Annotated in this window: 22 protein-coding genes; 11 read left to right on the top strand and 11 right to left on the bottom strand. The window is 60.9% G+C overall.

Features of this window, described 5'->3' with window-relative positions:
• Positions 1 to 123: 123 nt before the first annotated feature.
• Both YA0848_RS12255 and YA0848_RS12250 read left to right on the top strand, forming a co-directional pair.
• Positions 124 to 534, top strand: a complete 411-nt coding sequence (locus tag YA0848_RS12255; RefSeq protein WP_123479213.1) for a c-type cytochrome — start codon at positions 124 to 126, stop codon at positions 532 to 534.
• A gap of 134 nt (positions 535 to 668) precedes the next feature.
• Positions 669 to 2,591 (top strand): acetyl-CoA hydrolase/transferase family protein, encoded by a 1,923-nt coding sequence (locus YA0848_RS12250; protein ID WP_169902318.1) that lies wholly within the window; start codon positions 669 to 671, stop codon positions 2,589 to 2,591.
• A 74-nt stretch (positions 2,592 to 2,665) separates the two neighbouring features.
• On the opposite strand, the gene YA0848_RS12245 is transcribed toward YA0848_RS12250, so the two are convergent.
• Positions 2,666 to 3,238 carry a xanthine phosphoribosyltransferase gene (locus YA0848_RS12245; RefSeq protein ID WP_003195447.1) on the bottom strand — a complete coding sequence of 191 codons (573 nt, stop codon included), beginning with the start codon at positions 3,236 to 3,238 and terminating at the stop codon, positions 2,666 to 2,668.
• A gap of 58 nt (positions 3,239 to 3,296) precedes the next feature.
• Positions 3,297 to 5,306, bottom strand: a complete 2,010-nt coding sequence (gene rep, locus YA0848_RS12240; protein WP_034101459.1) for a DNA helicase Rep — start codon at positions 5,304 to 5,306, stop codon at positions 3,297 to 3,299.
• A gap of 268 nt (positions 5,307 to 5,574) precedes the next feature.
• Here rep and YA0848_RS12235 point away from each other — a divergent pair, with 268 nt between their 5' ends.
• Positions 5,575 to 7,248 carry a putative bifunctional diguanylate cyclase/phosphodiesterase gene (locus tag YA0848_RS12235; protein WP_034115448.1) on the top strand — a complete coding sequence of 558 codons (1,674 nt, stop codon included), beginning with the start codon at positions 5,575 to 5,577 and terminating at the stop codon, positions 7,246 to 7,248.
• Between the two features lie 25 nt (positions 7,249 to 7,273).
• Here YA0848_RS12235 and YA0848_RS12230 read toward each other — a convergent pair whose 3' ends face one another.
• Entirely contained in the window at positions 7,274 to 8,677 is a 1,404-nt protein-coding gene (locus YA0848_RS12230) for a NorM family multidrug efflux MATE transporter (protein ID WP_099312914.1), read from the bottom strand.
• A 153-nt stretch (positions 8,678 to 8,830) separates the two neighbouring features.
• Between YA0848_RS12230 and YA0848_RS12225 the strand changes: the two genes are divergently transcribed.
• Together YA0848_RS12225 and YA0848_RS12220 are read left to right on the top strand one after the other, a co-directional pair.
• Complete coding sequence (locus tag YA0848_RS12225) at positions 8,831 to 9,751, top strand: LysR substrate-binding domain-containing protein (protein WP_034115446.1); 921 nt, start codon at positions 8,831 to 8,833, stop codon at positions 9,749 to 9,751.
• A gap of 180 nt (positions 9,752 to 9,931) precedes the next feature.
• Positions 9,932 to 11,908 carry a methyl-accepting chemotaxis protein gene (locus YA0848_RS12220; RefSeq protein ID WP_040266788.1) on the top strand — a complete coding sequence of 659 codons (1,977 nt, stop codon included), beginning with the start codon at positions 9,932 to 9,934 and terminating at the stop codon, positions 11,906 to 11,908.
• Between the two features lie 25 nt (positions 11,909 to 11,933).
• Here the strand turns inward: YA0848_RS12220 and YA0848_RS12215 are convergent, their stop codons facing one another.
• Positions 11,934 to 13,430 carry a YifB family Mg chelatase-like AAA ATPase gene (locus tag YA0848_RS12215; RefSeq protein WP_047881765.1) on the bottom strand — a complete coding sequence of 499 codons (1,497 nt, stop codon included), beginning with the start codon at positions 13,428 to 13,430 and terminating at the stop codon, positions 11,934 to 11,936.
• 165 nt (positions 13,431 to 13,595) lie between these two features.
• Positions 13,596 to 13,856 carry an accessory factor UbiK family protein gene (locus YA0848_RS12210; RefSeq protein ID WP_034101453.1) on the bottom strand — a complete coding sequence of 87 codons (261 nt, stop codon included), beginning with the start codon at positions 13,854 to 13,856 and terminating at the stop codon, positions 13,596 to 13,598.
• Between the two features lie 421 nt (positions 13,857 to 14,277).
• Here YA0848_RS12210 and glnK point away from each other — a divergent pair, with 421 nt between their 5' ends.
• From glnK to sutA, 4 genes are all read left to right on the top strand, one after another.
• A complete protein-coding gene (glnK, locus tag YA0848_RS12205; protein ID WP_002555808.1) occupies positions 14,278 to 14,616 on the top strand; it encodes a P-II family nitrogen regulator in 339 nt (112 codons plus the stop codon).
• Between the two features lie 34 nt (positions 14,617 to 14,650).
• Positions 14,651 to 15,988 carry an ammonium transporter gene (locus tag YA0848_RS12200; RefSeq protein ID WP_034101452.1) on the top strand — a complete coding sequence of 446 codons (1,338 nt, stop codon included), beginning with the start codon at positions 14,651 to 14,653 and terminating at the stop codon, positions 15,986 to 15,988.
• Positions 15,989 to 16,198: 210 nt separating this feature from the next.
• Positions 16,199 to 16,624 (top strand): secondary thiamine-phosphate synthase enzyme YjbQ, encoded by a 426-nt coding sequence (locus YA0848_RS12195; RefSeq protein ID WP_034101451.1) that lies wholly within the window; start codon positions 16,199 to 16,201, stop codon positions 16,622 to 16,624.
• 102 nt (positions 16,625 to 16,726) lie between these two features.
• Positions 16,727 to 17,065, top strand: coding sequence for a transcriptional regulator SutA (gene sutA, locus YA0848_RS12190; RefSeq protein WP_034101450.1), 339 nt, complete (start codon positions 16,727 to 16,729; stop codon positions 17,063 to 17,065).
• 187 nt (positions 17,066 to 17,252) lie between these two features.
• Here sutA and YA0848_RS12185 read toward each other — a convergent pair whose 3' ends face one another.
• Genes YA0848_RS12185 through lptM form a run of 6 tightly spaced genes read right to left on the bottom strand, consistent with a single transcriptional unit; the run spans position 17,253 to position 21,838 of the window.
• Complete coding sequence (locus tag YA0848_RS12185) at positions 17,253 to 17,948, bottom strand: HAD family hydrolase (protein ID WP_034115442.1); 696 nt, start codon at positions 17,946 to 17,948, stop codon at positions 17,253 to 17,255.
• The gene (gene xerC, locus YA0848_RS12180; protein ID WP_184316009.1) at positions 17,945 to 18,844 is read right to left on the bottom strand and encodes a tyrosine recombinase XerC; all 900 of its coding nucleotides are present in this window, start codon (positions 18,842 to 18,844) and stop codon (positions 17,945 to 17,947) included. Before xerC ends, YA0848_RS12185 begins: the two co-directional genes overlap by 4 nt.
• A 2-nt stretch (positions 18,845 to 18,846) precedes the next feature.
• Complete coding sequence (locus YA0848_RS12175) at positions 18,847 to 19,563, bottom strand: DUF484 family protein (protein ID WP_034101447.1); 717 nt, start codon at positions 19,561 to 19,563, stop codon at positions 18,847 to 18,849.
• 13 nt (positions 19,564 to 19,576) lie between these two features.
• A complete protein-coding gene (dapF, locus tag YA0848_RS12170) occupies positions 19,577 to 20,407 on the bottom strand; it encodes a diaminopimelate epimerase (protein ID WP_034139781.1) in 831 nt (276 codons plus the stop codon).
• Positions 20,408 to 20,410: 3 nt separating this feature from the next.
• Positions 20,411 to 21,658 (bottom strand): diaminopimelate decarboxylase, encoded by a 1,248-nt coding sequence (lysA, locus tag YA0848_RS12165; RefSeq protein ID WP_034101445.1) that lies wholly within the window; start codon positions 21,656 to 21,658, stop codon positions 20,411 to 20,413.
• Positions 21,659 to 21,667: 9 nt separating this feature from the next.
• Positions 21,668 to 21,838: an LPS translocon maturation chaperone LptM gene (gene lptM / locus YA0848_RS12160; protein WP_034101444.1), complete on the bottom strand. Its 171-nt coding sequence runs from the start codon at positions 21,836 to 21,838 to the stop codon at positions 21,668 to 21,670.
• 238 nt (positions 21,839 to 22,076) lie between these two features.
• Here lptM and cyaY point away from each other — a divergent pair, with 238 nt between their 5' ends.
• Together cyaY and YA0848_RS12150 are read left to right on the top strand one after the other, a co-directional pair.
• Positions 22,077 to 22,409 (top strand): iron donor protein CyaY, encoded by a 333-nt coding sequence (gene cyaY / locus YA0848_RS12155; RefSeq protein WP_034101443.1) that lies wholly within the window; start codon positions 22,077 to 22,079, stop codon positions 22,407 to 22,409.
• A 2-nt stretch (positions 22,410 to 22,411) separates the two neighbouring features.
• Positions 22,412 to 22,630, top strand: coding sequence for a DUF1289 domain-containing protein (locus tag YA0848_RS12150; protein WP_034101442.1), 219 nt, complete (start codon positions 22,412 to 22,414; stop codon positions 22,628 to 22,630).
• Positions 22,631 to 22,708 lie beyond the last annotated feature (78 nt).

The raw sequence follows: 22,708 nt of genomic DNA, 5'->3' as shown, positions 1-22,708 counted from the left end.
ATCTCCCTTTGGTTAATAGGGTTGTTTCAGCCAGGCGGGCTAACCGTTATACTTTCGCCGCCTGCGAAACCGTGGCCGCAGGCGTGAATAGCCACCATTGAGGGTGAACGCGTGAACCTAATTATGAAAATGCTGGCTGCACCAGCAACCGTACTGGCTCTATGGGCTGTCAGCGCTCAAGCTGCCACCAATGATGAGATCGCCAAGCGCCTGGAGCCTGTGGGCCAGGTGTGTGTTCAAGGTCAGGAATGCAAAGGCATGGAAGTGGCCGTGGCTGCCGGCGGTGGTGGAGCGAAAACGGCAGATCAGATCATCGCCAAGCACTGCAACGCATGTCACGGCTCGGGTTTGCTTGGCGCGCCGAAAATTGGCGACACCGCGGCCTGGAAAGAGCGCGCTGACCACCAGGGCGGCCTCGATGGCATCCTGGCCAAGGCTATCACTGGCATCAACGCCATGCCGGCTAAAGGCACCTGCGCCGATTGCTCCGATGATGACCTCAAGGGCGCGATCAAGAAGATGTCCGGTCTTTAATCAGCCGATCTTCGTCAAAAATGCCGCTTACGAGCGGCTTTTTTGTGCCTGGGATTCATCCTGAAGACTGGTTATTGCAGCAAAGAGCCTGCAAGCTCGGTCCAACCCAAATCATGGAATGTCAGGAGGGTCGGATGGTGCAGTTGTGTTCAATCGAGCAAGCAGTTGACGACGTACTGGCGCGGTTGCCGGCGCATATCCACATGGGCCTGCCCCTGGGTTTGGGTAAACCCAATCTGTTCGTCAACGCGTTATATCGGCGTATTGCCAAGCTACCGGAACGAGCGCTGACCATTTATACCGCTCTAAGCCTGGGCCGCCCGACATTGGGCGACGGTTTGCAGAAGCGTTTCCTCGAACCCTTTATCGAGCGCGTGTTCGGTGATTACCCTGAATTGGACTTTCTCGCCGACCTGCATAAAGACAGCCTGCCGCCCAATATCCACGTGCAGCAATTCTTCATGCAGCCCGGCAGCCTGCTGCACAGCGTTTCGGCCCAGCAGGATTACGTCAGCAGCAACTACAGCCATGCAGCCCGCGACATCAACGCCGCCGGCCTGAACCTGGTGGCGCAACTGGTCGCCAGCAGTACCGAACACCCCGACCGCCTGAGCCTGAGCTGCAACCCCGACATTACCCTCGACCTACTGCCGATGATCGCCAAGCGCCGGGAGGCGGGTGAGACCATCCTGATCGTCGGCCAGGTCCACACCGATTTGCCCTACATGCCCGGTGATTCTGAGCTGGGCATGGACGTATTCGATTACCTGCTCGATGAGAAGGACAGCACCACGCTGTTTTCCACGCCCAATATGCCGGTGGGTTTCCAGGATCACTTTATCGGCCTGCATGCCAGTACCTTGGTGCGCGATGGCGGTACCTTGCAGATCGGCATCGGTTCCATGGGCGACGCGCTGACCGCCGCATTACTGGCGCGCCAGGCGGACAACGAAGCCTATCGCTTGCTGATGACGGACCTGGATGTGTACCGCTGGGCGCCGTTGATCAGCCGTGAAGGCGGCGTCGCGCCCTTCGCTCGTGGCCTGTATGGCTGCAGCGAAATGTTCGTCAATGGCCTGCTAGTGCTGGCCGACGCCGGCATTATGCGGCGCAAGGTGTACCCAGATGGGGCCACTCAGGAGCAGGCCAACGCCGGCTTGCTCGACGATGCGGCGCAGCCCGATGGTGTATCGATCCACGGCGGCTTCTTTCTTGGCCCGCGCAGTTTTTACCAGCGCTTGCAGGAAATGACCCATTCCAAGCGCCTTGAATTCAACATGACCCGTATCAGCTACATCAACGAGTTATACGGTCAGGAGGCGCTCAAGCGCCTGCAGCGCCAGGACGCGCGGTTTATCAACAGCGCGATCGTGGTGACGTTGCTGGGCGCGGGTGTGGCTGATCAATTGGAAGACGGCCGCGTGCTTAGCGGCGTGGGCGGGCAATACAACTTTGTGGCTCAGGGCCATGCGTTGGAGGGGGCGCGGTCGATCCTGATTCTGCGCAGCTGGCGCGAATCGGCCGGGGAGGTCAGTTCCAATATCGTTTGGGATTACGGCCACTGCACCATTCCACGGCATCTGCGGGACATCGTCATCACCGAATACGGCATCGCGGATTTACGCGGCCAGACGGACGCGAAGGTGATTGAGGCGTTGCTCAACATCACCGACTCGCGCTTCCAGGCCGACTTGATCGAGCAGGCGCAAAAGGCCGGCAAGTTGCCCAAGGATTTCCAGCTCGATCCGCGCTTCAGCGACAACACGCCGGAGCGGCTCCAGGGTATCCAGGCGCGGCATCGGCGTTTGTTCCCGGAGTATCCGCTGGGCAGCGATTTCACGGACGAAGAGCGGGATTTGTTGCGCGCCTTGAACTGGCTCAAGAGCAAATTCAAGCTGACGGAGATTCTGGAGTTGGGCAAGGCGGCGCTGGATGCACCGGAGCCGCAAGCGTTTCCAGCGCATCTGAGGCGGATGCGGTTGGATGCGCCGGAGGGTTTGAAGGAGGACCTCTACCAGCGCCTATTGCTCGCTGGCTTACAAGCAACCGCTCACTAAAAACCAACGCAAAGCCAATGTGGAAGGGGGCTTGCCCCCTCCCACATTTTGATCCGTGTTCACCTCGTAGCAAATTACTCGATAAAGGTGACGACGCCACCGGCCAGCGACTTCACCCGCGCCAGCGATTCAACCCGATAGCCCTGGGCATCCAGCTCCGCGCGGCCACCCTGGAACGACTTCTCGATGACGATCCCCAAACCGGCCACGGTGGCGCCGGCTTGCTTGATGATCGAAATCAGTGCCTGGGATGCCTTGCCATTGGCCAGGAAGTCATCGATCACCAGCACGCGGTCGCTGCTGGTCAGGTGGCGCGGCGAGATGGCCACGGTGCTTTCGGTTTTCTTGGTGAAGGAATACACCGTCGCCGACAGCAGGTTTTCGGTCAGGGTCAGGGATTGCTGCTTGCGCGCGAAGATCACCGGTACGCCGAGGTTCAGGCCGGTCATGATCGCCGGGGCGATGCCTGAAGCCTCAATGGTGACGATCTTGGTGATGCCCGAATCCTTGAACAGTGCAGCGAATTCGTCGCCGATCAGTTTCATCAGCGCCGGGTCGATCTGGTGGTTCAGAAATGCATCGACCTTGAGTACCTGATCGGAAAGCACGATGCCTTCTTCGCGAATTTTCTTGTGCAGTGCTTCCACGGAAAGCTTCCTCTAATGGCGCGTTGTGCGCCGAAAGTAGATTAAAAAGTAGTCGATTCTAGCGCTTTAACATCGCGCGTATATCCGCCAAGGCGGTGTTGCCGCGCACGGCCTTCACCTCGGTCGGGGTGTCGTCATTGCCTTCCCAGGCCAGGTCGTCCGGCGGTAACTCGTCGAGAAACCGGCTGGGGGCACAGTCGATGATTTCGCCGTATTGCTTACGCTTGGCGGCGAAGGTGAAGGCCAGGGTCTGACGCGCGCGGGTAATGCCCACGTAGGCCAGGCGCCGTTCTTCCTCGATAGTGTCGGCTTCGATGCTGGAGCGGTGCGGGAGGATTTCCTCTTCCATGCCCATGATGAACACGTAGGGGAATTCCAGGCCCTTGGAGGCATGCAAGGTCATCATCTGTACACCTTCGGCGCCATCTTCTTCTTCCTGCTGGCGTTCGAGCATATCGCGCAGTACCAGCTTGCCGATGGCGTCTTCGACGGTCATCTCGCCGTCTTCGTCTTTTTCCAGGGTGTTCTTCAGTGCTTCGATCAGGAACCAGACGTTGCCCATGCGGTAATCCGCGGCCTTGTCGCTGGAGCTGTTGGTGCGCAGCCAGTTTTCATAGTCGATATCCATGACCATGCTGCGCAGGGCGCTGATCGGGTCTTCGCCGGCACATTGCTCGCGCACTTTGTCCATGAAACGCTTGAAGCGCGACAGCCGATCGGTGAAGCGCGTGTCCAAATGTTCGCCCAGGCCGATTTCGTCGGTAGCGGCGTACATCGAGATCTTGCGCTCGGTGGCGTAGTTGCCGAGTTTTTCCAGGGTGGTGGAGCCGATTTCCCGACGCGGCACGTTGATCACGCGCAAGAAGGCGTTGTCGTCGTCTGGATTCACGATCAGACGGAAATAAGCCATCAGGTCTTTGACTTCCTGACGTCCGAAAAAGCTGTTACCGCCTGACAGACGATACGGCACCTGGTGGTGCTGCAATTTCAGCTCGATCAGCTTGGCCTGGTAGTTGCCCCGGTACAGGATCGCGAAATCGCTGTAAGGCCGGTCAGTGCGCAGGTGCAGGCTGAGGATCTCGACGGCCACGCGCTCGGCTTCGGCGTCTTCGTTGCGGCAGCGGATCACGCGGATCTCGTCGCCATGGCCCATCTCGCTCCACAGTTGCTTTTCGAACTCGTGAGGGTTGTTGGAGATCAGCACGTTGGCGCAACGCAGGATACGGCTGGTGGAGCGGTAGTTCTGCTCCAGCATCACCACCTTCAAGGACGGGTAGTCCTCCTTGAGCAGCATCAGGTTTTCCGGGCGGGCACCGCGCCAGGCGTAGATCGACTGGTCATCGTCGCCCACCACGGTGAACTGGTTGCGCGTCCCGATCAGCAGTTTTACCAGTAGGTATTGGCTGGCGTTGGTGTCCTGGTACTCATCCACCAGCAGGTAGCGCACCTTGTTCTGCCATTTCTCCAGGATGTCTTTGTGTTCCTGGAACAGCTTGACCGGCAGCAGGATAAGGTCGTCGAAGTCCACCGCGTTGAACGCCTTGAGCGTGCGCTGGTAGTGGGTGTAGACGATGGCGGCGGTCTGCTCCTTAGGGTTACGCGCGTTTTCCAGGGCTTCGGCGGGCAGGATCAGATCGTTTTTCCAGGCGCCGATCATGTTCTTGATCTCATCGACGCCGTCGTCGCCCGCGTATTCCTTTTGCATGATGTCGGTCATCAGGGCTTTGACATCGGTCTCGTCAAAGATCGAAAAGCCCGGTTTGTAGCCCAGCCGCACATGCTCCTTGCGGATGATGTTCAGCCCCAGGTTGTGGAAGGTACACACGGTGAGGCCACGGCCCTCGCCACCCTTGAGCAGGGTGCCGACGCGCTCTTTCATTTCGCGCGCGGCCTTGTTGGTAAAGGTCATGGCGACAATGTACTGAGCGCGGATGCCACAGTTCTGGATCAGGTGCGCGATCTTGCGGGTGATCACGCTGGTCTTGCCGGAGCCTGCGCCGGCGAGCACCAATAGAGGGCCGCCGACGTAGTTCACGGCTTCTTGCTGCCGGGGGTTGAGTCGGGACATACGGATTTTTTGGGGTCGTTGGTCAAAAGGGCGGGCATTTTAACAGGCTGGCAAGATTCTGCTGCCCTGGATCGACGGTGTGACGTACCACTCGATCTAAATTTGCCGGTTTTGCTACTTTGCCGCAGGATGTCGGGGCTTCTTGTGGTTGAAGCACTGACAAATGATTACAACCGGCGTGTTTGATAACTCTTATCATTGGTGATTATCAGGCCGCGCGTCATAATGCCCGCCGCCAATGAAATCTTGCAGAGTCTAGGGAGCTAGCTTGTCTACGCCTGTCGAACCCTTGCGTTTGCTGCTTCTGGCCGATACGCCTGAGTGGGCAGCGTTGTTGCGCGAGTGCCTGGCGCCGATGGGCGATGGGGCTGTGCTGATCAGCGCGCCAAGTTGGGATTCCGTGAGTCGTCTGTTCGATGACGACCAGAGCGCGGTGCTGTTGACCACACCTGCCCTGCAACCTGCCCCCGGCCGTTGCAGCTTGCCCTGCGTGCTGCTGCTTGAGCAGGAGCCGCTGGTTGCGCCCCTTGGCGTCAGCGATTGGCTGGTGCGTGATGCAATAGCTGTCGACACGCTACGCCGCTGCCTGCGTCATGTGCGCGAGCGCGGTGTACTGGAGACGACCCTGCAACGCCTGGCCGAGCAGGATCCGCTCACCGGTATCGCCAACCGCCAGGGCTTCCAGACCTTGCTGGCTGCGAGGCTGGCCGAGAATGACGGTCGCGGCCTGGCTCTCGGCCATCTGGACCTGGACAATTTCCGCCATGCCAACGATGCTCTCGGCCACCAGGCCGGCGATCGCCTGATTCTGCAGGTCGTGTCGCGGCTCAAGAGCCAGCTCGAAATCGGCGACCAGCTCGCCCGCCTGGGCAGCGACGAATTCGCCTTGCTGATCGACACACGCCGTGCGCCGCAGCGTGCTGAATGGATGGCCGAACGCATCATCGAAGCCATGGCCGAACCCTACTGGGTCGATGGCGAAAGCCTGCTGATCGGCTGCAGCCTGGGCGTGGCCCATGCCCGCGCTCGCGCCGGCGCCGACCCGCTGATGTGGCACGCCCATATCGCTATGCAGCAAGCTAAAAGCACCCAGGGTTGCACCTTTCATATCTTCAACGAACGCATCAATCGCAACGCCCGCAGTCTGGCCGATCTGGAGAGCGAACTGCGTCGTGCCCTGCGGCGCGATGAGCTGGAGCTGCATTACCAGCCGCGCCTGGACCTGGATGACGGCCATATCGTCGGTCTCGAAGCCTTGGTGCGCTGGCGCCACGGTGAGCGCGGCCTGCTCCCGCCCAGCGAGTTCGTGCCCCTGGCCGAGCAAAGCGGCTTGATCGTGCCGCTGGGCTATTGGGTGATCTCCCGTGCCCTGCGCGACATGCAGGATTTGCGCGAACGCGGCCTGCCGCCGCTGCACATGGCGGTCAACCTGTCGTTCCGTCAGTTTCAGGACAGCCAATTGCTCTCTACCCTCAGCCGCCTGATTGCTGAGCGTGGGGTGGAGGCGCAATGGTTGGAGTTCGAACTGACCGAAACCGCCGTGATGCGCCGCAGTGACTTGGTCAAACAAACCATGGATGCCCTTGGTCGCCTGGGCGTGCGGTTTTCCCTGGATGACTTTGGTACCGGTTTCTCATCGTTCGTGCACCTCAACAGCCTGCCGATTGCCCTGCTGAAAATCGATAAGAGCTTCGTGGGCGGCATGGAGGAGCGCGAAGAGAACCGCAAGTTGGTGCACGCCATGATCAATCTGGCTCACAACCTCAACCTGGAAGTGGTGGCCGAAGGCGTCGAAACCCCAGAGCAATTGGCGCTGTTGCGTTTGTTCGGTTGCGACCAGGCCCAGGGTTACCTGATCAGCAAGCCGTTGCCATTGCCTGAGCTGGTGGATTACCTGACTATCGGCAATGGCCGGCAAGCCATGCCGGGCGCGGCCAACTAGCGCGGCGAAGCAACGCAATAGGCTTCTAGTCCGTTTGCGCAGTCTGAAACGCTACTTGGTCCGCAGGTTCCTGGTGAATCATGCGTTTGATCTTCGCTTCAAACGCCCAGGTCAGGCTCACTGCCGCGCAGGCCAGCCCCAGTGCCAATCCCCACCATACACCGGTGGGGCCCCAACCCAGGGTGAACGCCATCAGCCAGGCCGACGGCGCACCGATCAGCCAGTAGCAACCCAAACCGACCAGGAAGGTGGTTTTGGCGTCCTTGAGCCCACGAATGCAGCCCATGGCGATGGTTTGCACGCCATCGAACAGTTCGAACCAGGCCGCCACGGCCAACAGGCTGACGGCCAGGACGATGACGTCATGGAACGCCGGGTCGTTATGGTCGAGGAACAGTCCGATCAGCGGGTCGGAATACAGCCACAGCACGGCGGCAAACCCCAACATCACCAAGGCGCCGAAACCGATTCCGACGCGTCCTGCCAGACGGGCCCGCAGCAACTGCCCGGCGCCGTAGTGCTGGCCGATGCGCATGGTCACTGCGTAGGACATCCCCGCCGGCACCATGAACGCCACCGAGACGATCTGCAGAGCGATCTGATGCGCAGCCAGTTGCGTGCTGCCCATGGTGCCCATGCACAGCGCCGCGAAGGCAAACAGCCCGACTTCCACCGCATAGGTGCCGCCAATCGGCAGCCCCAGCCGCCACAGTTCGCGCAGATAGTGGGTATTGAGGCGCAGCAGGCCGCTGCTCAGCGGGTAGGCGGCATACGCACGATTGCTGCGGATGTACCACATCAACGTCAGCGCCATGCCATTGGCGACGATCGCCGTGACCAGGCCAATGCCCATCAGGCCGAGTTTCGGCAGGCCGAACATACCTTCGATCAGTGCGTGGTTGAGCAGGTAGTTGAGCACCGTGCCGCCGAGGCTGATCACCATCACCGGCGTGGCTTTACCTATGGCGCTGGTGAAGCCACGCAGGGCCATGAAGCTCAGGTAGCCAGGCAGGGCGAACGGCAGGATCGTCAGAAATTGCCCCGCCGACTGCACGTTGGTTTCGGTCTGGCCGAACAGCAGTAACACCGGTTTGAGGTTCCATAGCAGCAGGCCGGCCGCCAGGGCCATCAACCAAGCGAGCCAAAGCCCTGCCTGGGTCAGACGCGTGGCGCCTTCGATGTCGCCCGCGCCATGACGGATGGCCACCAGCGTACCCACGGCGGCGATCACGCCGATGCAGAAGATCGACACGAACGAATAGCTCGCCGCGCCCAGGCCACCGCCGGCCAAGGCTTCGGGACTCAGGCGCGCCATCATCAAAGTGTCGGTCAGCACCATGAGCATGTGGGCCAACTGCGAGGCGATCAGCGGCCCGGAAAGCCGCAGAATGGCCCAGAGTTCGGTACGTGCCGGATGCTGCATAATCATCACGCTCTGAAAGTCATAGAATTGGGGGAGGGTTGATTCTCGGCGCTCTCAGCCCATTGCACAAAGGGATAAATGCGATCGTTCGCATGATTAAAACTCATGCTCCTATCGAGTCTGGTAGGGTTCTCGTATTGAGTTGTCGGAGCTTTCCCAATGTCTCGTCGTCTTCCACCGCTTTATGCCCTGCGTGCCTTTGAGGCCGCTTCCCGGCACAACTCTTTCACTCGCGCCGCCGAAGAACTGTCCATCACCCAAAGTGCGGTGAGCCGGCATATCCGCACCCTCGAAGAGCATTTCGCCTGTCGCCTGTTCCAGCGTAGCGGTCGCCACCTGCAACTTACCGAGGCCGCACGGCTGCTGTTGCCCGGCGTGCGCGAGGGGTTCGCCGCGTTGGAGCGGGCCTGCCACACCCTCAATAGCGAGGACGACATCCTGCGCATGAAGGCCCCCTCCACCCTGACCATGCGTTGGCTGCTGGCGCGGCTCAGTCGTTTTCGGCATTTGCAGCCGGGCAATGAGGTGCAACTGACCAGCGCGTGGATGAGCGTTGACGAAGTGGACTTCAACCACGAGCCGTTCGACTGTGCCGTCCTACTCAGCAATGGCCATTTCCCCACGGATTGGGAGGCGTGTCGCCTGTTTCCCGAGATGCTGATTCCCGTCGGCGCCCCCAACCTGCTCGACGACGGCCCCTGGGACGCGGCGCGACTGGCCAAGGCTGAGTTGCTGCACCCGACGCCGGATCGGCGCGATTGGCGCTACTGGCTGGAGCGCATGGGGCTGTCGTCCCAAGTGTCGCTCAAGGGGGGGCAAGTCTTCGATACCCTGGAACTAGGCATGATCGCGGCGGCGCGGGGGTACGGCGTGTCCATGGGCGACCTGCTGATGGTGGCCGAAGACGTGGCTCAGGGGAGGCTGAGCCTGCCATGGCCCAGCGCTGTGGCCAGTGGCGAGCACTATTATCTGGTCTGGCCGAAAACCCGTCCGGGTGGCGAGCGCCTGCGACGCCTCGCGGATTTCCTGCAGAGCGAAGTGCAAGCGATGGTGTTGCCTGCGGTGGAACGCTTCGATTGAAGTGCTTATAACGCTGGTGCGCAACCGTTTGCGCGATACCCCTGCGATTCGCTCAAGTATTGCAATCACCCGCCGAAGTAGGTGTGTTGGAACCATCGTGCACCAACGTTTGCCCACTTAGATAATTTGCCGAGCAGCGCTATGAGATCAGGATGATCCTGGCCTCGGCCAGGAGCTGTCATGTCTCAACCTCGTGCCCGGATTGCCTCCCAACTCGGTATGGCCCTTGCCGTGATCCTGGCTGTCGCCATTGGCGGCAGTACTGTTTTTGCCCTGCGTTCCCTGGATGCCGCCAACCTCGACACCCGCGAGGAACATTTGGCCAGCGAGGCGCGCCTGCTCGCCGACCAGCTGAATACGTTCCATAGCACGCTGCGTGAAAGCACTCAGCGCCTGACGGGGCTGTTCGAGAAGCGCTTCAGCGCGGGCTTGAGCGTGCGCGCGGACCAGCCCATCGCGGTCGCCGGTGTGCAGACCCCGAGCCTGTATCTGGGCAGCGAGGTGCTGAACAACAACTTCACCGAAGTGGATGTGTTCAAGCAGATGTCCGGCGGCGTAGCCACGGTGTTCGTGCGCAGTGGCGACGACTTTATCCGGGTCAGCACCTCCCTGACCAAGCAGGACGGCAGCCGCGCCATCGGTACTGTGCTGGACCGCCAGAGCCCGGCGTATGCGCGGGTGTTCAGCGGGCAGCCCTATATTGGTCGGGCGGTGTTGTTCGATCGCTCCTATATGACTCAGTACAGCCCGGTGCGTGACGCCAGCGGCAAAGTTATCGCGGTGCTGTTTATCGGTTTCGACTACACCGATGCGCAGAACGCCCAGTTCGAGAACCTCAAACGCTTCCGCATCGGCCAGACCGGTTCACTGGCCTTGCTGGATGAACAGAAACACTGGCTGGTGTCGCCGGCGGGTGTGCAGGCCCCGGAGCAAGCGGTGCCGGTGATGCTGGATCTGGCCAAAACCCCAGGCAAGGGACGTTTCTGGAGCGATAAGAGCGAAGACTTCTACAGCGTATCGGTACCGTTCGACGGCGGCCCGTGGGCAGTGGTCGCCAGCATGCCAAAGGCGGAAATCCGCGCGGTCACCTGGGCCGTCGGCCTGCGTCTGGTGATCGGCAGTGTGTTGGCGATGTTGCTGGCGGTGGGTGCGACGGTATGGTTGTTGCGCAGCAAACTGGCGCCGTTGGGCGATTTGGTGCGTCAGGCCGAAGCCCTGGGCGCTGGGGATTTGAGTGCTCGCCTGAACGTCTCCAGCCATGACGAGATCGGCCAACTGGCGCGGGCCTTCAACCAGATGGGGGAAGCGCTGTCGACCATGGTGTCGCATATCCGCAAGGCGGCCGAAGAGGTCAACGGTCGCGCTCAGGCGCTGTCCGGGTTGTCCGGGGGCGCCTATGAGGGCATGGAGCAGCAGTCCGGTGAAATCACTAGCATGGCCGGCGCGGTGGAAGAGTTCAGCGCCACATCGCTGAACATCGCCGACAACATGGGCAACACCGAACGTCTGGCTCAAGAGAACGCCCAACAGACCCGGATCGGACGCAACTCGATGCAGGAAGCCTCGTCGTCCCTGGAGCATATCGCTACGGCACTGAACAGCACCGCAACGGTGATCAACACGTTGGGTCAGCGTTCCCAGGAGATCGGCGGCATCGTCGGTGTGATCACCGCCATTGCCGAACAGACCAACCTGCTGGCGCTCAACGCCGCCATTGAGGCTGCGCGGGCCGGTGAGCAAGGCCGTGGTTTCGCTGTAGTGGCGGATGAAGTGCGCAATCTGGCCTCGCGTACACGTGAAGCCACCGATGAAATTTCCGGGATGATCCAAAGCATTCAGAAAGAAACCGGCAACGCCATCAGCACCATGGAGCAAGGCAAGGTTCTGATGCAGGAAGGCTTGTCGCGCAACGCCGACGTGGCGTCGGCCCTGGCGCGGATCGACGAACAAAGCCGCTCGGCCGGTCAGCAGTTCGCTGCGATTACCACGGCTACCCAGGAACAGAGCAGCACCGCGACTTTGCTTAGCAGCAACCTGCAGAGCATTGCGCTGGCCAACAGCGAACAGCGCGAAGTCGTCTCGAACCTGGCGATCACCGCCAAGGAGTTGGAGACACTGGCGTCGGGCTTGCGGCATGAGGTGGATCGCTTCCGCTGAAGCGCTGTTGATCAGGGAGGGATGCTCACATGATAGCCGCCGGGCGGTATTGCAGCGCCTCCTTCAGATGCTCGCGAGTGATCGTAGCCTCCTGCTCCAGATCAGCTAACGTGCGGGCCACCTTGAGTAAGCGGTGAGCCGCGCGCAAGGAGAGTGTCAGCCGCTCGCAGGCGCTCTCCAGCCAGCTCTCGTCGGCCTTCGCCAGCCTGCAATGCTCGCGCAACCCCGGCAGGTCCAGAAACGCATTGGCACAGCCCTGGCGTTTTTCCTGCTGCTCCCGCGCGTTGGCAACCTGTGCGGCCGCCGTTGCTGTGTTATCCCCGGCTGCCAGTGCCGGGTTCAGCGCCGTGGTTTCCCGTGCAACCGTCAGGTGCAAGTCGATCCGGTCCAGTAACGGCCCGGACAGTTTGTTGCGATAGCGCTGGATCTGCTCCGGCGTACAGCGACAGCGCCCGGTGGTGTCACCCAGATAACCGCAGGGGCAGGGGTTCATTGCGGCCACTAGTTGGAAGCGCGCCGGGAAACTTACCCGGTCGCGCGCGCGGGAAATCACGATATGCCCTGACTCCAGCGGCTCGCGCAGTACCTCCAGCACCTTGCGATCGAATTCCGGTAATTCATCCAGAAACAGCACACCGTGATGGGCCAGGGTGATTTCCCCCGGCTGGGGTTTCGAGCCACCGCCCACCAAGGCCGGCCCGGACGCGGAGTGGTGGGGTTGGCGAAACGGCCGATGGGGCCAATGGCTCAGAGGTGCCAGGCTGACCACCGACTGGATGGCCGCGACTTCCAGGGCTTCGTGTTCGGTCAAGGGCGGCAGCAGACCGGGCAAGCGGCTGGCGAGCAAGGTTTTGCCGGTGCCGGGCGGGCCGCTGAACAGCAGGTTATGTGCGCCAGCCGCAGCAAGCAGCAGCGCGCGCTTGGCCGCCAATTGGCCCTGCACTTCACTCAAGTCCGGATAGGGCTTGTTCAGATACAGCAAGCCATCGGACCTGTATGGCTCGATCGGCACCTGGCCATTCAAGTGCGCCACCACCTGCAGCAAGTGATCCACCGCAATCACCTTCAACCCCGATGCCAGGCAGGCTTCTTCGGCGTTCGCACGCGGAACTATCACCGTGCGTCCCGCCTTGCGTGCGGCCAGTGCCGCCGGCAGTACACCTTTCACCGCGCGTACCTCGCCGGACAGGGCCAGTTCGCCCAGGCACTCCACGTCATCGAGCATCAGCGCCGGCACTTGCACGCTCGCCGCCAGGATGCCCAAGGCAATCGCCAGGTCAAAACGACCGCCGTCCTTAGGCAGGTCAGCGGGCGCGAGATTGAGGGTGATGCGACGGGCAGGGTATTGCAGCGCGGAGTTGAGAATGGCGCTGCGCACGCGGTCTTTGCTTTCCTTGACTGCGGTTTCGGGCAGCCCCACCAGCGTCAGGGACGGCAGGCCGTTGGCCATATGCACTTCGACGGTGACGGCGGGCGCTTCGACGCCGATCTGGGCGCGGCTGTGGACGATGGCGAGGGACATGCTCGTTCCTTGAAAAGTGAGGGCCGCTTCCTGCGGTTTTTCAAGGGTAGACGAGGTGGGTAAGAGCGGGGCGGGGAGGTTTTACTGAACGTATCTTGGGTAGGTGGAGCGTGAGCCTGTTCGCGAAGATCTGCGCGAACAGGCTCGTCTCAACAGAGGTATGGGCTATTTCTGATCAGGCGTCAGCCGCGCTTCCAACTCCGCCACCTTCGCCTCCAGGCTCTCCAGCCGCGCACGCGTGCGGGCCAGCACGACCATCTGGCTGTCGAATTCTTCACGGCTGACCAGGTCGAGCTTGCTGAAACCGCTTTGCAGCAAGGCCTTGAACTGGCTTTCGATTTCATTGCGGGGCAATGGAGTTTCTCCGCTGAACAGGCGAGAGGCGTGGCCGCTCAGGGCGTCGAGGAAATCTTTGGGCGCGAGCATGGGAAATATTCCGGAAAAACTGTTGGCGGGCAGTGTATCACGCACCGTCTATAGTCTTTTTCACGGCCTTGAGCGCACGCTTTTCGCGCAGAGGGGCGGCGGGCCACGCACCGTTTTTGTGCGCATTACGCTCACCAAAACGACCCGCAGGTGGACATAAGTGGGCAAAGGATTGATTTCAGTGGTTTTTACGGAGCTGGCAAGGTTTCTGCTTAGACGATCATGACCCATGCACTGATGCAGTCGCTGTGACGAATGCAGTGCGCCGATGGATCAGGGGTACAGGTTTGTCACCAGTGGTTAGCTGGCGCCGCAACGGCATAGCCGAGGCGACGACGCGTTACAAAGCCAGGCACTGCGCTTAGACTTGAGACGGGTTTGTTTTCCTGGGGCAAGTCCACCAATTCGGGAGAGAGTTTTCATGAAGCTAGTCACTGCCATCATCAAGCCGTTCAAGTTGGACGATGTACGCGAGTCGTTGTCCGAGATCGGCGTGCAGGGCATTACCGTTACTGAGGTCAAAGGCTTCGGTCGGCAGAAGGGTCACACCGAGCTGTATCGCGGCGCGGAATACGTAGTGGATTTCCTGCCGAAGGTGAAGATTGATGTCGCCATTGACGACAAGGATCTTGACCGGGTTATCGAGGCGATAACCAAGGCCGCCAACACCGGCAAGATCGGTGACGGCAAGATCTTCGTGGTCAATCTGGAACAGGCTATTCGCATCCGTACCGGCGAAACCGATACCGACGCAATCTAAGCCGCCAAACCCCAACGCCCCAGGAGAAAACAATATGACTCTGCGTAAATTCGCAGGGCTCGGAGCCCTGTTGTCCATCGTAATGCCAAGCCTGGCCATGGCGGCAGACGAAGTGGCTGCTCCAGTCCTCAACTCCGGCGACACCGCGTGGATGCTGACATCCACTGCGCTGGTGCTGTTCATGACCATCCCTGGCCTGGCGCTGTTCTACGGCGGCATGGTTCGCTCCAAAAATATTCTGTCGGTGATGATGCAGTGCTTTGCCATCACGGGCCTGATCAGCATCCTGTGGGTTATTTACGGCTACAGCATCGCGTTCGATACCACTGGTATGGAACAGGGCGTGGTCAACTTCAATTCCTTCTTCGGCGGCATGGGCAAGGCGTTCCTGGCGGGTGTCACCCCGGCCAGCATCACCGGGCCGGCGGCGTTGTTCCCCGAAGCGGTGTTCATCACTTTCCAGATGACCTTCGCGATCATCACTCCGGCACTCATCGTCGGCGCCTTTGCCGAGCGCATGAAGTTCTCCGCCATGCTGATTTTCATGGCCATCTGGTTCACCCTGGTCTATGCACCGATCGCACACATGGTGTGGAGCGGCAACGGCGGCCTGTTGTGGGACTGGGGCGTGCTGGACTTCGCCGGCGGCACCGTGGTGCACATCAACGCCGGTGTCGCGGGCCTGGTGGCGTGCATCGTGCTCGGCAAGCGTAAAGGCTACCCGACCACGCCGATGGCGCCGCACAACCTGGGTTACACCCTGATCGGCGCGGCCATGCTGTGGATCGGCTGGTTTGGTTTCAACGCCGGTTCCGCGGCGGCCGCCAATGGCACCGCCGGCATGGCGATGCTGGTGACTCAGATCGCCACCGCTGCTGCGGCGCTGGGCTGGATGTTCGCCGAGTGGATTACCCACGGTAAGCCAAGCGCACTGGGCATCGCTTCGGGCGTGGTCGCTGGCCTGGTTGCCGTTACGCCAGCTGCCGGCACCGTAGGCCCGATGGGCGCCCTGGTGATTGGCCTGGTGGCCGGTGTGATCTGCTTCTTCTGCGCCACCAGCCTCAAGCGCAAGCTGGGCTATGACGACTCCCTGGACGCCTTCGGTGTGCACGGTATCGGCGGTATCGTCGGTGCGATCCTCACCGGTGTGTTCGCAGCCCCTGCGCTGGGCGGCTTCGGCACCGTGACGGACGTAGCGGCACAGGTCTGGATCCAGTGCAAAGGTGTGGGCTTCACCGTGATCTACACGGCGATCGTCACCTACGTCATCCTCAAGGTGCTGGACATGGTCATGGGCCTGCGTGTCACCGAAGAGGAAGAGGCGGTTGGCCTCGATCTGGCGCAACACAACGAGCGTGGCTACAACTTGTAAGTACGCGAAAAAAAGATGCCCGGCTTGCCGGGCATTTTTTTGTCTGGCGTTTGTCAGTCATAGGGCGCCAGGCCATTTTTGTGCAGTGATTGTGATGGGGCGCACACGGCATTTTTCAGCGTGCGAATGTCTTACAGGCATGTAGGCGTATTCGACACTTTGTTTTTTCCCAGAGCGCGCTAGAATGCGCGCCGATGGGCGGAGAACTGTATGTGGCAACAGACCCTGATTACCCTGCGGGCCAGGCCCCGGGGCTTTCACCTGGTGACCGACGAATTGCTTGCCGGCTTGCCTGAATTGAAGGCATGTCGTGTAGGACTGTTGCACCTGTGGCTGCAGCACACTTCGGCTTCGTTGACTATCAACGAGAACGCCGACCCGGCGGTTCGCCGTGACTTCGAACGTTTTTTCAACTCGCTGGTACCACAAGGCCGTGCAGGGTTCGAACACAACGACGAAGGTCCGGACGATCTGCCGGCGCACTTCAAGGCCAGTCTCCTGGGCTGCCAGCTGAGTTTGCCGGTGAAGGCCGGCCGCTTGGCGATGGGGACATGGCAAGGTGTTTATCTGGGCGAGCACCGTGATCATGGCGGTGCTCGTAAAGTCCTCGCCACTTTGCATGGTGATGGGGCATAGGCCACTGGTTAACCGGTGGACGTTGATTTTTTTCCAGCCGCCTCGACAGAGGATCAAGCTGGGCTATAACTAATCTGCTTTTCGCAAGTCATGAGGTAGAACATGAGCGACGATGATCTGGAAAACGACGAACTTGAAGTAGGTGACGACGACGAGGCTGATGATAGTCTCGACGCGGCAGCTGTTGACGACGACGTTACTGGCGAGGCCGATGACAGTGTCGGCGATGACGCAGCTCCTAAAGCCAAAGGCAAAGCCAAGGCCGCGGTTTCGGTCGATGAGTTGCCGAGCGTTGAAGCCAAGAACAAAGAGCGTGATGCCCTGGCCCGCGCGATGGAAGAGTTCCTCGCTAAAGGCGGCAAAGTGGTCGAAGTCGAGCCCAACGTGGTAGCCGATCCGCCCAAGAAGCCGGATAACAAGTACGGCAGCCGACCTATCTGAAGTCAGCCACCCGCTTGTAAGAAAAAGCCCGCCGTCGCTGCGGGCTTTTTCATGCCTGATGTTTTTGAGTCTTATGCGATTCAAATGTGGGAGGGGTTACCCCCGATAGCAGGGGATCAGTCCCTCAATTGCTGGCTGACCTATTGTAATCGGAGGCAAGCCTTCTCCCACCGCTGGATTTCCAGGATTATTGCCAGCTGCGGAGCAGTTCCGGCAACTCCGTCAGGCTGCGAATCTCCGCATCCGGGCGCTTATCCGCCTCCCAAGCCTTGCCCGTCGGGTTGAACCACACCGCACGCAGCCCCGCCTGCTGTGCGCCGGCAATGTCGTCCCCTGGATGATCACCCACATGCACTGCCGCGTCCGCATTCACGCCGCCACGCTGCAAGGCTTCCTGAAACAACCGTGCATCCGGTTTGGCAATGCCGACATCCTCGGCCCGCAGGGCGAAGTGAAAGTAGTCCGCCAGGCCGACCCGCTGTACGTCAGCGTTACCGTTGGTGATGACCCCCAGCAGGTATTGGCGACGTAGCGCCTGCAGCATGGGTTCGGCTTCGGGGAAGACCGTCAGTTGATGACGTGCATGGATGAACGCTTCAAAGCACACATCCGCCATTTCGGTGGCCTCGGGCTGTGGATAACCAGCCTCTTCGAATGCGTGCGTCAGTACCCGATGGCGCAACAGGCTGATGCGGTGCTTGAGTTCCGGGTGACGTTCCAGCACCTGTTGGCGCAATCTGGCGAAATGCTCCAGAGGCAGGTCTCCGACTTTGGACGCGTGGGTCGCCAGCCATTCGCGCATCGACGCTTCGGCGCTGATGATGACCGGTACGTTGTCCCAGAGCGTGTCGTCCAGGTCGAAAGTGATCAGCTTGATAGTCATGAGTCGCCGCCCTTGATGCGTTTGGCCCTTGGATGGGCGCTGTCGTACACCGTTGCCAGGTGTTGAAAATCCAGGTGGGTGTAGATCTGTGTGGTCTTGATATCGGAGTGCCCGAGCAGTTCCTGTACGGCGCGCAGGTCTTGGGACGATTCCAGCAGATGACCGGCAAAGGAGTGCCGCAGCATATGCGGGTGCAGGTTTTGCCCCAATTCGCGCTCGCCCGCGGCCTTGACCCGGACCTGAATCGCCCGTGGCCCGAGGCGTCGGCCCTTCTGGCTGATGAAGACTGCGTCGTCCGCCGGGTTAGCCAACGCCCGCAGCGCCAACCAATGCTGCAACGCTTCGCGGGCCTTGCTGCCCACGGGCAGTACGCGGGTCTTGCTGCCTTTACCGAGCACTTGCACTAAGCCGTCCGCCAGGTCCAGTTGGTCGAGATTCAAGCTGGTCAGCTCCGACAGGCGCAGGCCTGAGGAATAGAACAGCTCAAGGATTGCCTGGTCGCGGTGGGCGAGGAAGTCATCCTCTACCGCGCCTTCCAGCAATTGCAGGGCGCGATCGGTATCCAAGGTCTTGGGCAGGCGCCGTTCGCCCTTGGGTGGTGACAGGCCATTGGCCGGGTCGTGGTCGCACAGGCCTTCGCGATTGAGGTAGTGATAGAGCCCGCGCACCGCCGACAGTAGACGAGACAGGCTGTGCGAGGATTGCCCCTGCTGATGCAGGCGTGCGATCAAACTGCGCAGGCTTTGGATATCCAGCGCCTTCCAGCTGCCGATCTGCTGCTTTTCGCAGTAGGCCAGAACCTTGTTCAAGTCCCGCCGGTAGGCTTCCAGCGTGTGGGGTGACACCTGGCGCTCGTTGCGCAGGTGCGCGCAGTAAGCGTCCAGTTGCCGTTCCATAACTAGCGCACCGCGCGCAGGGAAGTGGTGAAGCGCGGCAGGACGCGGCCGAGCACTTCGGCGATATAGGTCAGGAACAGTGTGCCCACCGAGCTTTTGTAGTGCGCAGGGTCGCGGCTGCCAATTGCCAATACGCCATGCAGGCCTTGATGGCTGAGGGCGACCACGGCGGTGGAGCCGATCTGTTTGCGCTGTTCGGCGCCGAACAGGAAGTCCAGTTCATGTTCGCGCAAGGTGCCGCTGACGGTCTTGCCTTCGCACAGCAGCCCGCCGATTGCGGTTTGAGCTTCGCTGCCACTGACCCATCGGCCCACCGGCATCGGGTTGTCGCTGAACAGAATGAGGCTGACAAAAGGCACCTGGAAGTCCTGGCGCAGGCTGTCTTCCACGGCCATCACCGTTTCTTCCAGGCTGGTGGCGTCCAGCAGGGTCAGTATCAGGCGGCGGGTTTTGTCGAACAGGCGATCGTTGTCGCGGGCCACGTCCATCAGGTGCGAGAGCCGATGGCGCATTTCGATATTGCGCTCGCGCAGGATCTTCATCTGACGTTCCACCAACGACACGGTATCGCCGCGCTGGTGGGGGATGCGCAAGGCCGGCAGCAGTTCGTCATGTTCGACGAAGAAATCCGGATGAGCCTCAAGGTACGCCGCGACGGCAGCGGCCTCCAGAGTTTCGCTCGGGGATGCTTGTGCGGGTACTTGAGGCTTATCGGTCATTGGATTGGCTCACTCATAGACGGACCTGTCCTTCGTATACGCGCGTGGCCGGCCCGGTCATCATCACCGGGTGGCCCGGGCCCGCCCATTCGATGGACAAGCGCCCACCGGGCAGGTCGATCAGCAGCGGCGAATCCATCCACCCCTGGCTGATCGCGGCGACGGCAGCGGCGCAGGCGCCGGTGCCGCAGGCCTGGGTTTCGCCGGCGCCCCGTTCCCACACGCGCAATTGCGCGCGGTGACGGTCGATCACCTGCAAAAAGCCCACATTGACCCGCGCCGGAAAGCGCGGGTGGTTTTCGATTTTCGGCCCCAGTTCATGCACGGGGGCGTTATTGATATCGGTGACGCGCAGCACGGCGTGGGGGTTGCCCATGGACACGGCCGCCAGGTCGACCACTTTGCCGTCGACCTCTACGGCATAACTGGTCGCCTGCTCGCTGGCCTGGAACGGAATATCCGCCGGCACCAGACGTGGCGCGCCCATGTTGACGCTGATCTGGCCGTCGTTGCGGATATCCAGCTCGATCACGCCGCTCTTGGTCTCGACGCGAATCTGGCGCTTGGCGGTCAGGCGTTTGTCCAGCACGAAGCGCGCAAAGCAGCGCGCACCGTTGCCGCACTGTTCCACTTCGGAACCGTCGGAGTTGAAGATCCGGTAACGGAAATCCACCTCCGGGTTAGTGGGCGCCTCAACGATCAGTAACTGGTCGAAGCCGACGCCGGTATGCCGGTCGCCCCACTGTTTGGCGTGCTTGGGCAGGATATGCGCGTGCTGGCTGACCAGGTCGAGAACCATGAAATCATTGCCCAGCCCGTGCATCTTGGTAAAACGCAGCAGCATGGCTTACTCCGGCAGCAGGCTTTCGCCAGCATACAACTCGGCTACCGTCTCGCGGCGACGCACTTCAAACGCTTGATCACCGTCCACCAGCACCTCGGCGGTACGGCCGCGGGTGTTGTAGTTGGAACTCATGACAAACCCGTAGGCACCGGCCGAATGCACGGCCAGCAGATCGCCTTCTTCCAGGGCGAGCTGACGATCCTTGGCCAGGAAGTCACCGGTCTCGCAGATCGGGCCGACGATGTCATAGGCGCGCGCTTCACTGTTGCGCGGCGTTACGGCGGTGACATTCATCCAGGCCTGGTACAGCGCCGGGCGGATCAGATCGTTCATCGCCGCGTCGACGATGGCGAAATCCTTATGCTCGGTGTGCTTGAGGTACTCGACCTGGGTCAGCAGTACGCCCGCGTTAGCGACGATATAGCGGCCCGGTTCGAACATCAGCGCCAGATCGCGGCCCTCGATGCGCTCGCGCACGGCCTGGATGTAATCGGCAATCAGCGGCGGCTCTTCATCGCGATAACGCACGCCGACGCCACCGCCCAGATCGATGTGGCGCAGGTAAATGCCACAGTCGCCCAGGCGGTCGATCAGTGCCAGCAGGCGGTCGAGCGCATCCAGGAACGGTGGCAGCGTGGTCAATTGCGAGCCGATATGGCAGTCGACACCCAGCACTTCCAGGTTCGGCAGTTGGGCGGCGCGGATGTACACGTCCTCGGCGTCGGCAATTGCGATGCCGAACTTGTTCTCTTTGAGACCGGTGGAAATGTACGGGTGGGTGCCGGCATCGACATCCGGGTTGACGCGCAGGGAGATCGGCGCACGAACACCCATCTCGGCGGCCACCACCTGGAGGCGCTCCAGCTCTTCGCTGGACTCGACGTTAAAGCAATGCACGCCGACTTCCAGTGCGCGGCGCATATCTTCGCGGCTCTTGCCGACGCCGGAGAACACGATTTTGTCGGCCTGGCCGCCGGCGGCCAAAACACGTTCCAGCTCGCCACGGGACACAATGTCGAAACCGGCGCCCAGGCGCGCCAGGACATTGAGCACACCCAGGTTCGAGTTGGCCTTGACCGCGTAGCACACCAGGTGCGGCACGCCATTCAACGAATCGGTAAACGAGCGGTATTGCGCTTCGATGTGCGCACGGGAGTACACGTACGTCGGGGTGCCAAAGCGTTCGGCAATCGCGGACAGCGCCACGCCTTCCGCGAACAGCTCGCCGTCCCGGTAGTTAAAAGCGTCCATGGGGTTCCCTTATTCGAAGGTGTCGTGCTTATGCGCTTTTGCTGGCTTTTGCGACGATTGCGCCTGTTCGTTCGGGTCTTTGCTGTCATCGGGCAGGTACAGTGGGCCTTTTTGACCACAGGCACTAACGAGGCAAGCGACCGCGACGAGCGCAGCAAGGGAAGAGATCAGGCGCTTCATGGCGAAATCCTTGAATATGCATTAATTGCGCCCGAGTATACCCACCACCCGCCAGCTTGCCTATGCGCTGGAATACCCGTCCGGCGGGGGTTTGCCGTCTTAAGCGCGAAGCAGACTACGCTGGCTTGGGATATTTCATACCGAGATTGGTAATGAAATCGGTATCCTTTGCAATCGGCGAAGCTCGCCCGTATCGTGCGGCGCTTGAGCAGAACCAGACACTTTCGAGGTTGCCACAATGAGTTTGACCGAAGCCCGTTTTCACGACTTGGTGGATGCGACCCAGCAGGCGCTGGAGGATATTTTTGATGACAGCGGCCTGGACGTGGACCTGGAAAACTCGGCAGGCGTGCTGACCGTCAAATTCGAGAGTGGTCAGCAGCTGATCTTCAGTCGCCAGGAACCGCTGCGTCAGTTGTGGCTGGCCGCTCGCTCTGGTGGCGTTCACTTCGATTACGACGAAGAAAGCGGCAAATGGCAGTGCGACAAGAGTGAAGAGTTGTTGGGCGAAATGCTCGCGCGCCTGGTCGAGGAATATACCGGCGCCGAGCTGGACTTCGACGAGATCTGACCGTGACCCAGCCTGCACCCGTACGCCCGCCCAAGCCGTTGTTCAGCAATGTCAGCCCGGCGGTGCCGTCACCTTGTATCAGTTTGTGTCGTCTGGATGAGCACAAAGTCTGCCTTGGCTGCTTCCGGCATGTCGAAGACATTCGCGAATGGCGCTCCGCCGACGATGATCGGCGTCGGGTGATCCGCGCCGAAGCCGAGCAGCGCAGGGCCCGCGCCTGAGGCCGTCTTGTTTATTTGTGACGCTGTGTTAGTGTCCGGCTACGCCTCAACTCATCGAGGCCCGTGAGAACCCCGCCT

The sequence above is a fragment of the Pseudomonas sp. S4_EA_1b genome, from assembly GCF_016307435.1.
Classification (GTDB): domain Bacteria; phylum Pseudomonadota; class Gammaproteobacteria; order Pseudomonadales; family Pseudomonadaceae; genus Aquipseudomonas; species Aquipseudomonas rhodesiae.
This window is presented reverse-complemented; position numbering and strand designations above follow the sequence as displayed.

Bases quoted from the DNA above. Each gene is read 5' to 3' on its own strand.
- YA0848_RS12255 (WP_123479213.1), top strand. From the start codon at position 124: ATGAAAATGCTGGCTGCACCAGCAACCGTACTGGCTCTATGGGCTGTC.
- YA0848_RS12250 (WP_169902318.1), top strand. From the start codon at position 669: ATGGTGCAGTTGTGTTCAATCGAGCAAGCAGTTGACGACGTACTGGCG.
- rep (WP_034101459.1), bottom strand. From the start codon at position 5,306: ATGTCCCGACTCAACCCCCGGCAGCAAGAAGCCGTGAACTACGTCGGC.
- YA0848_RS12230 (WP_099312914.1), bottom strand. From the start codon at position 8,677: ATGATTATGCAGCATCCGGCACGTACCGAACTCTGGGCCATTCTGCGG.
- YA0848_RS12225 (WP_034115446.1), top strand. From the start codon at position 8,831: ATGTCTCGTCGTCTTCCACCGCTTTATGCCCTGCGTGCCTTTGAGGCC.
- YA0848_RS12220 (WP_040266788.1), top strand. From the start codon at position 9,932: ATGTCTCAACCTCGTGCCCGGATTGCCTCCCAACTCGGTATGGCCCTT.
- YA0848_RS12215 (WP_047881765.1), bottom strand. From the start codon at position 13,430: ATGTCCCTCGCCATCGTCCACAGCCGCGCCCAGATCGGCGTCGAAGCG.
- YA0848_RS12210 (WP_034101453.1), bottom strand. From the start codon at position 13,856: ATGCTCGCGCCCAAAGATTTCCTCGACGCCCTGAGCGGCCACGCCTCT.
- glnK (WP_002555808.1), top strand. From the start codon at position 14,278: ATGAAGCTAGTCACTGCCATCATCAAGCCGTTCAAGTTGGACGATGTA.
- YA0848_RS12200 (WP_034101452.1), top strand. From the start codon at position 14,651: ATGACTCTGCGTAAATTCGCAGGGCTCGGAGCCCTGTTGTCCATCGTA.
- YA0848_RS12195 (WP_034101451.1), top strand. From the start codon at position 16,199: ATGTGGCAACAGACCCTGATTACCCTGCGGGCCAGGCCCCGGGGCTTT.
- sutA (WP_034101450.1), top strand. From the start codon at position 16,727: ATGAGCGACGATGATCTGGAAAACGACGAACTTGAAGTAGGTGACGAC.
- YA0848_RS12185 (WP_034115442.1), bottom strand. From the start codon at position 17,948: ATGACTATCAAGCTGATCACTTTCGACCTGGACGACACGCTCTGGGAC.
- xerC (WP_184316009.1), bottom strand. From the start codon at position 18,844: ATGGAACGGCAACTGGACGCTTACTGCGCGCACCTGCGCAACGAGCGC.
- YA0848_RS12175 (WP_034101447.1), bottom strand. From the start codon at position 19,563: ATGACCGATAAGCCTCAAGTACCCGCACAAGCATCCCCGAGCGAAACT.
- dapF (WP_034139781.1), bottom strand. From the start codon at position 20,407: ATGCTGCTGCGTTTTACCAAGATGCACGGGCTGGGCAATGATTTCATG.
- lysA (WP_034101445.1), bottom strand. From the start codon at position 21,658: ATGGACGCTTTTAACTACCGGGACGGCGAGCTGTTCGCGGAAGGCGTG.
- lptM (WP_034101444.1), bottom strand. From the start codon at position 21,838: ATGAAGCGCCTGATCTCTTCCCTTGCTGCGCTCGTCGCGGTCGCTTGC.
- cyaY (WP_034101443.1), top strand. From the start codon at position 22,077: ATGAGTTTGACCGAAGCCCGTTTTCACGACTTGGTGGATGCGACCCAG.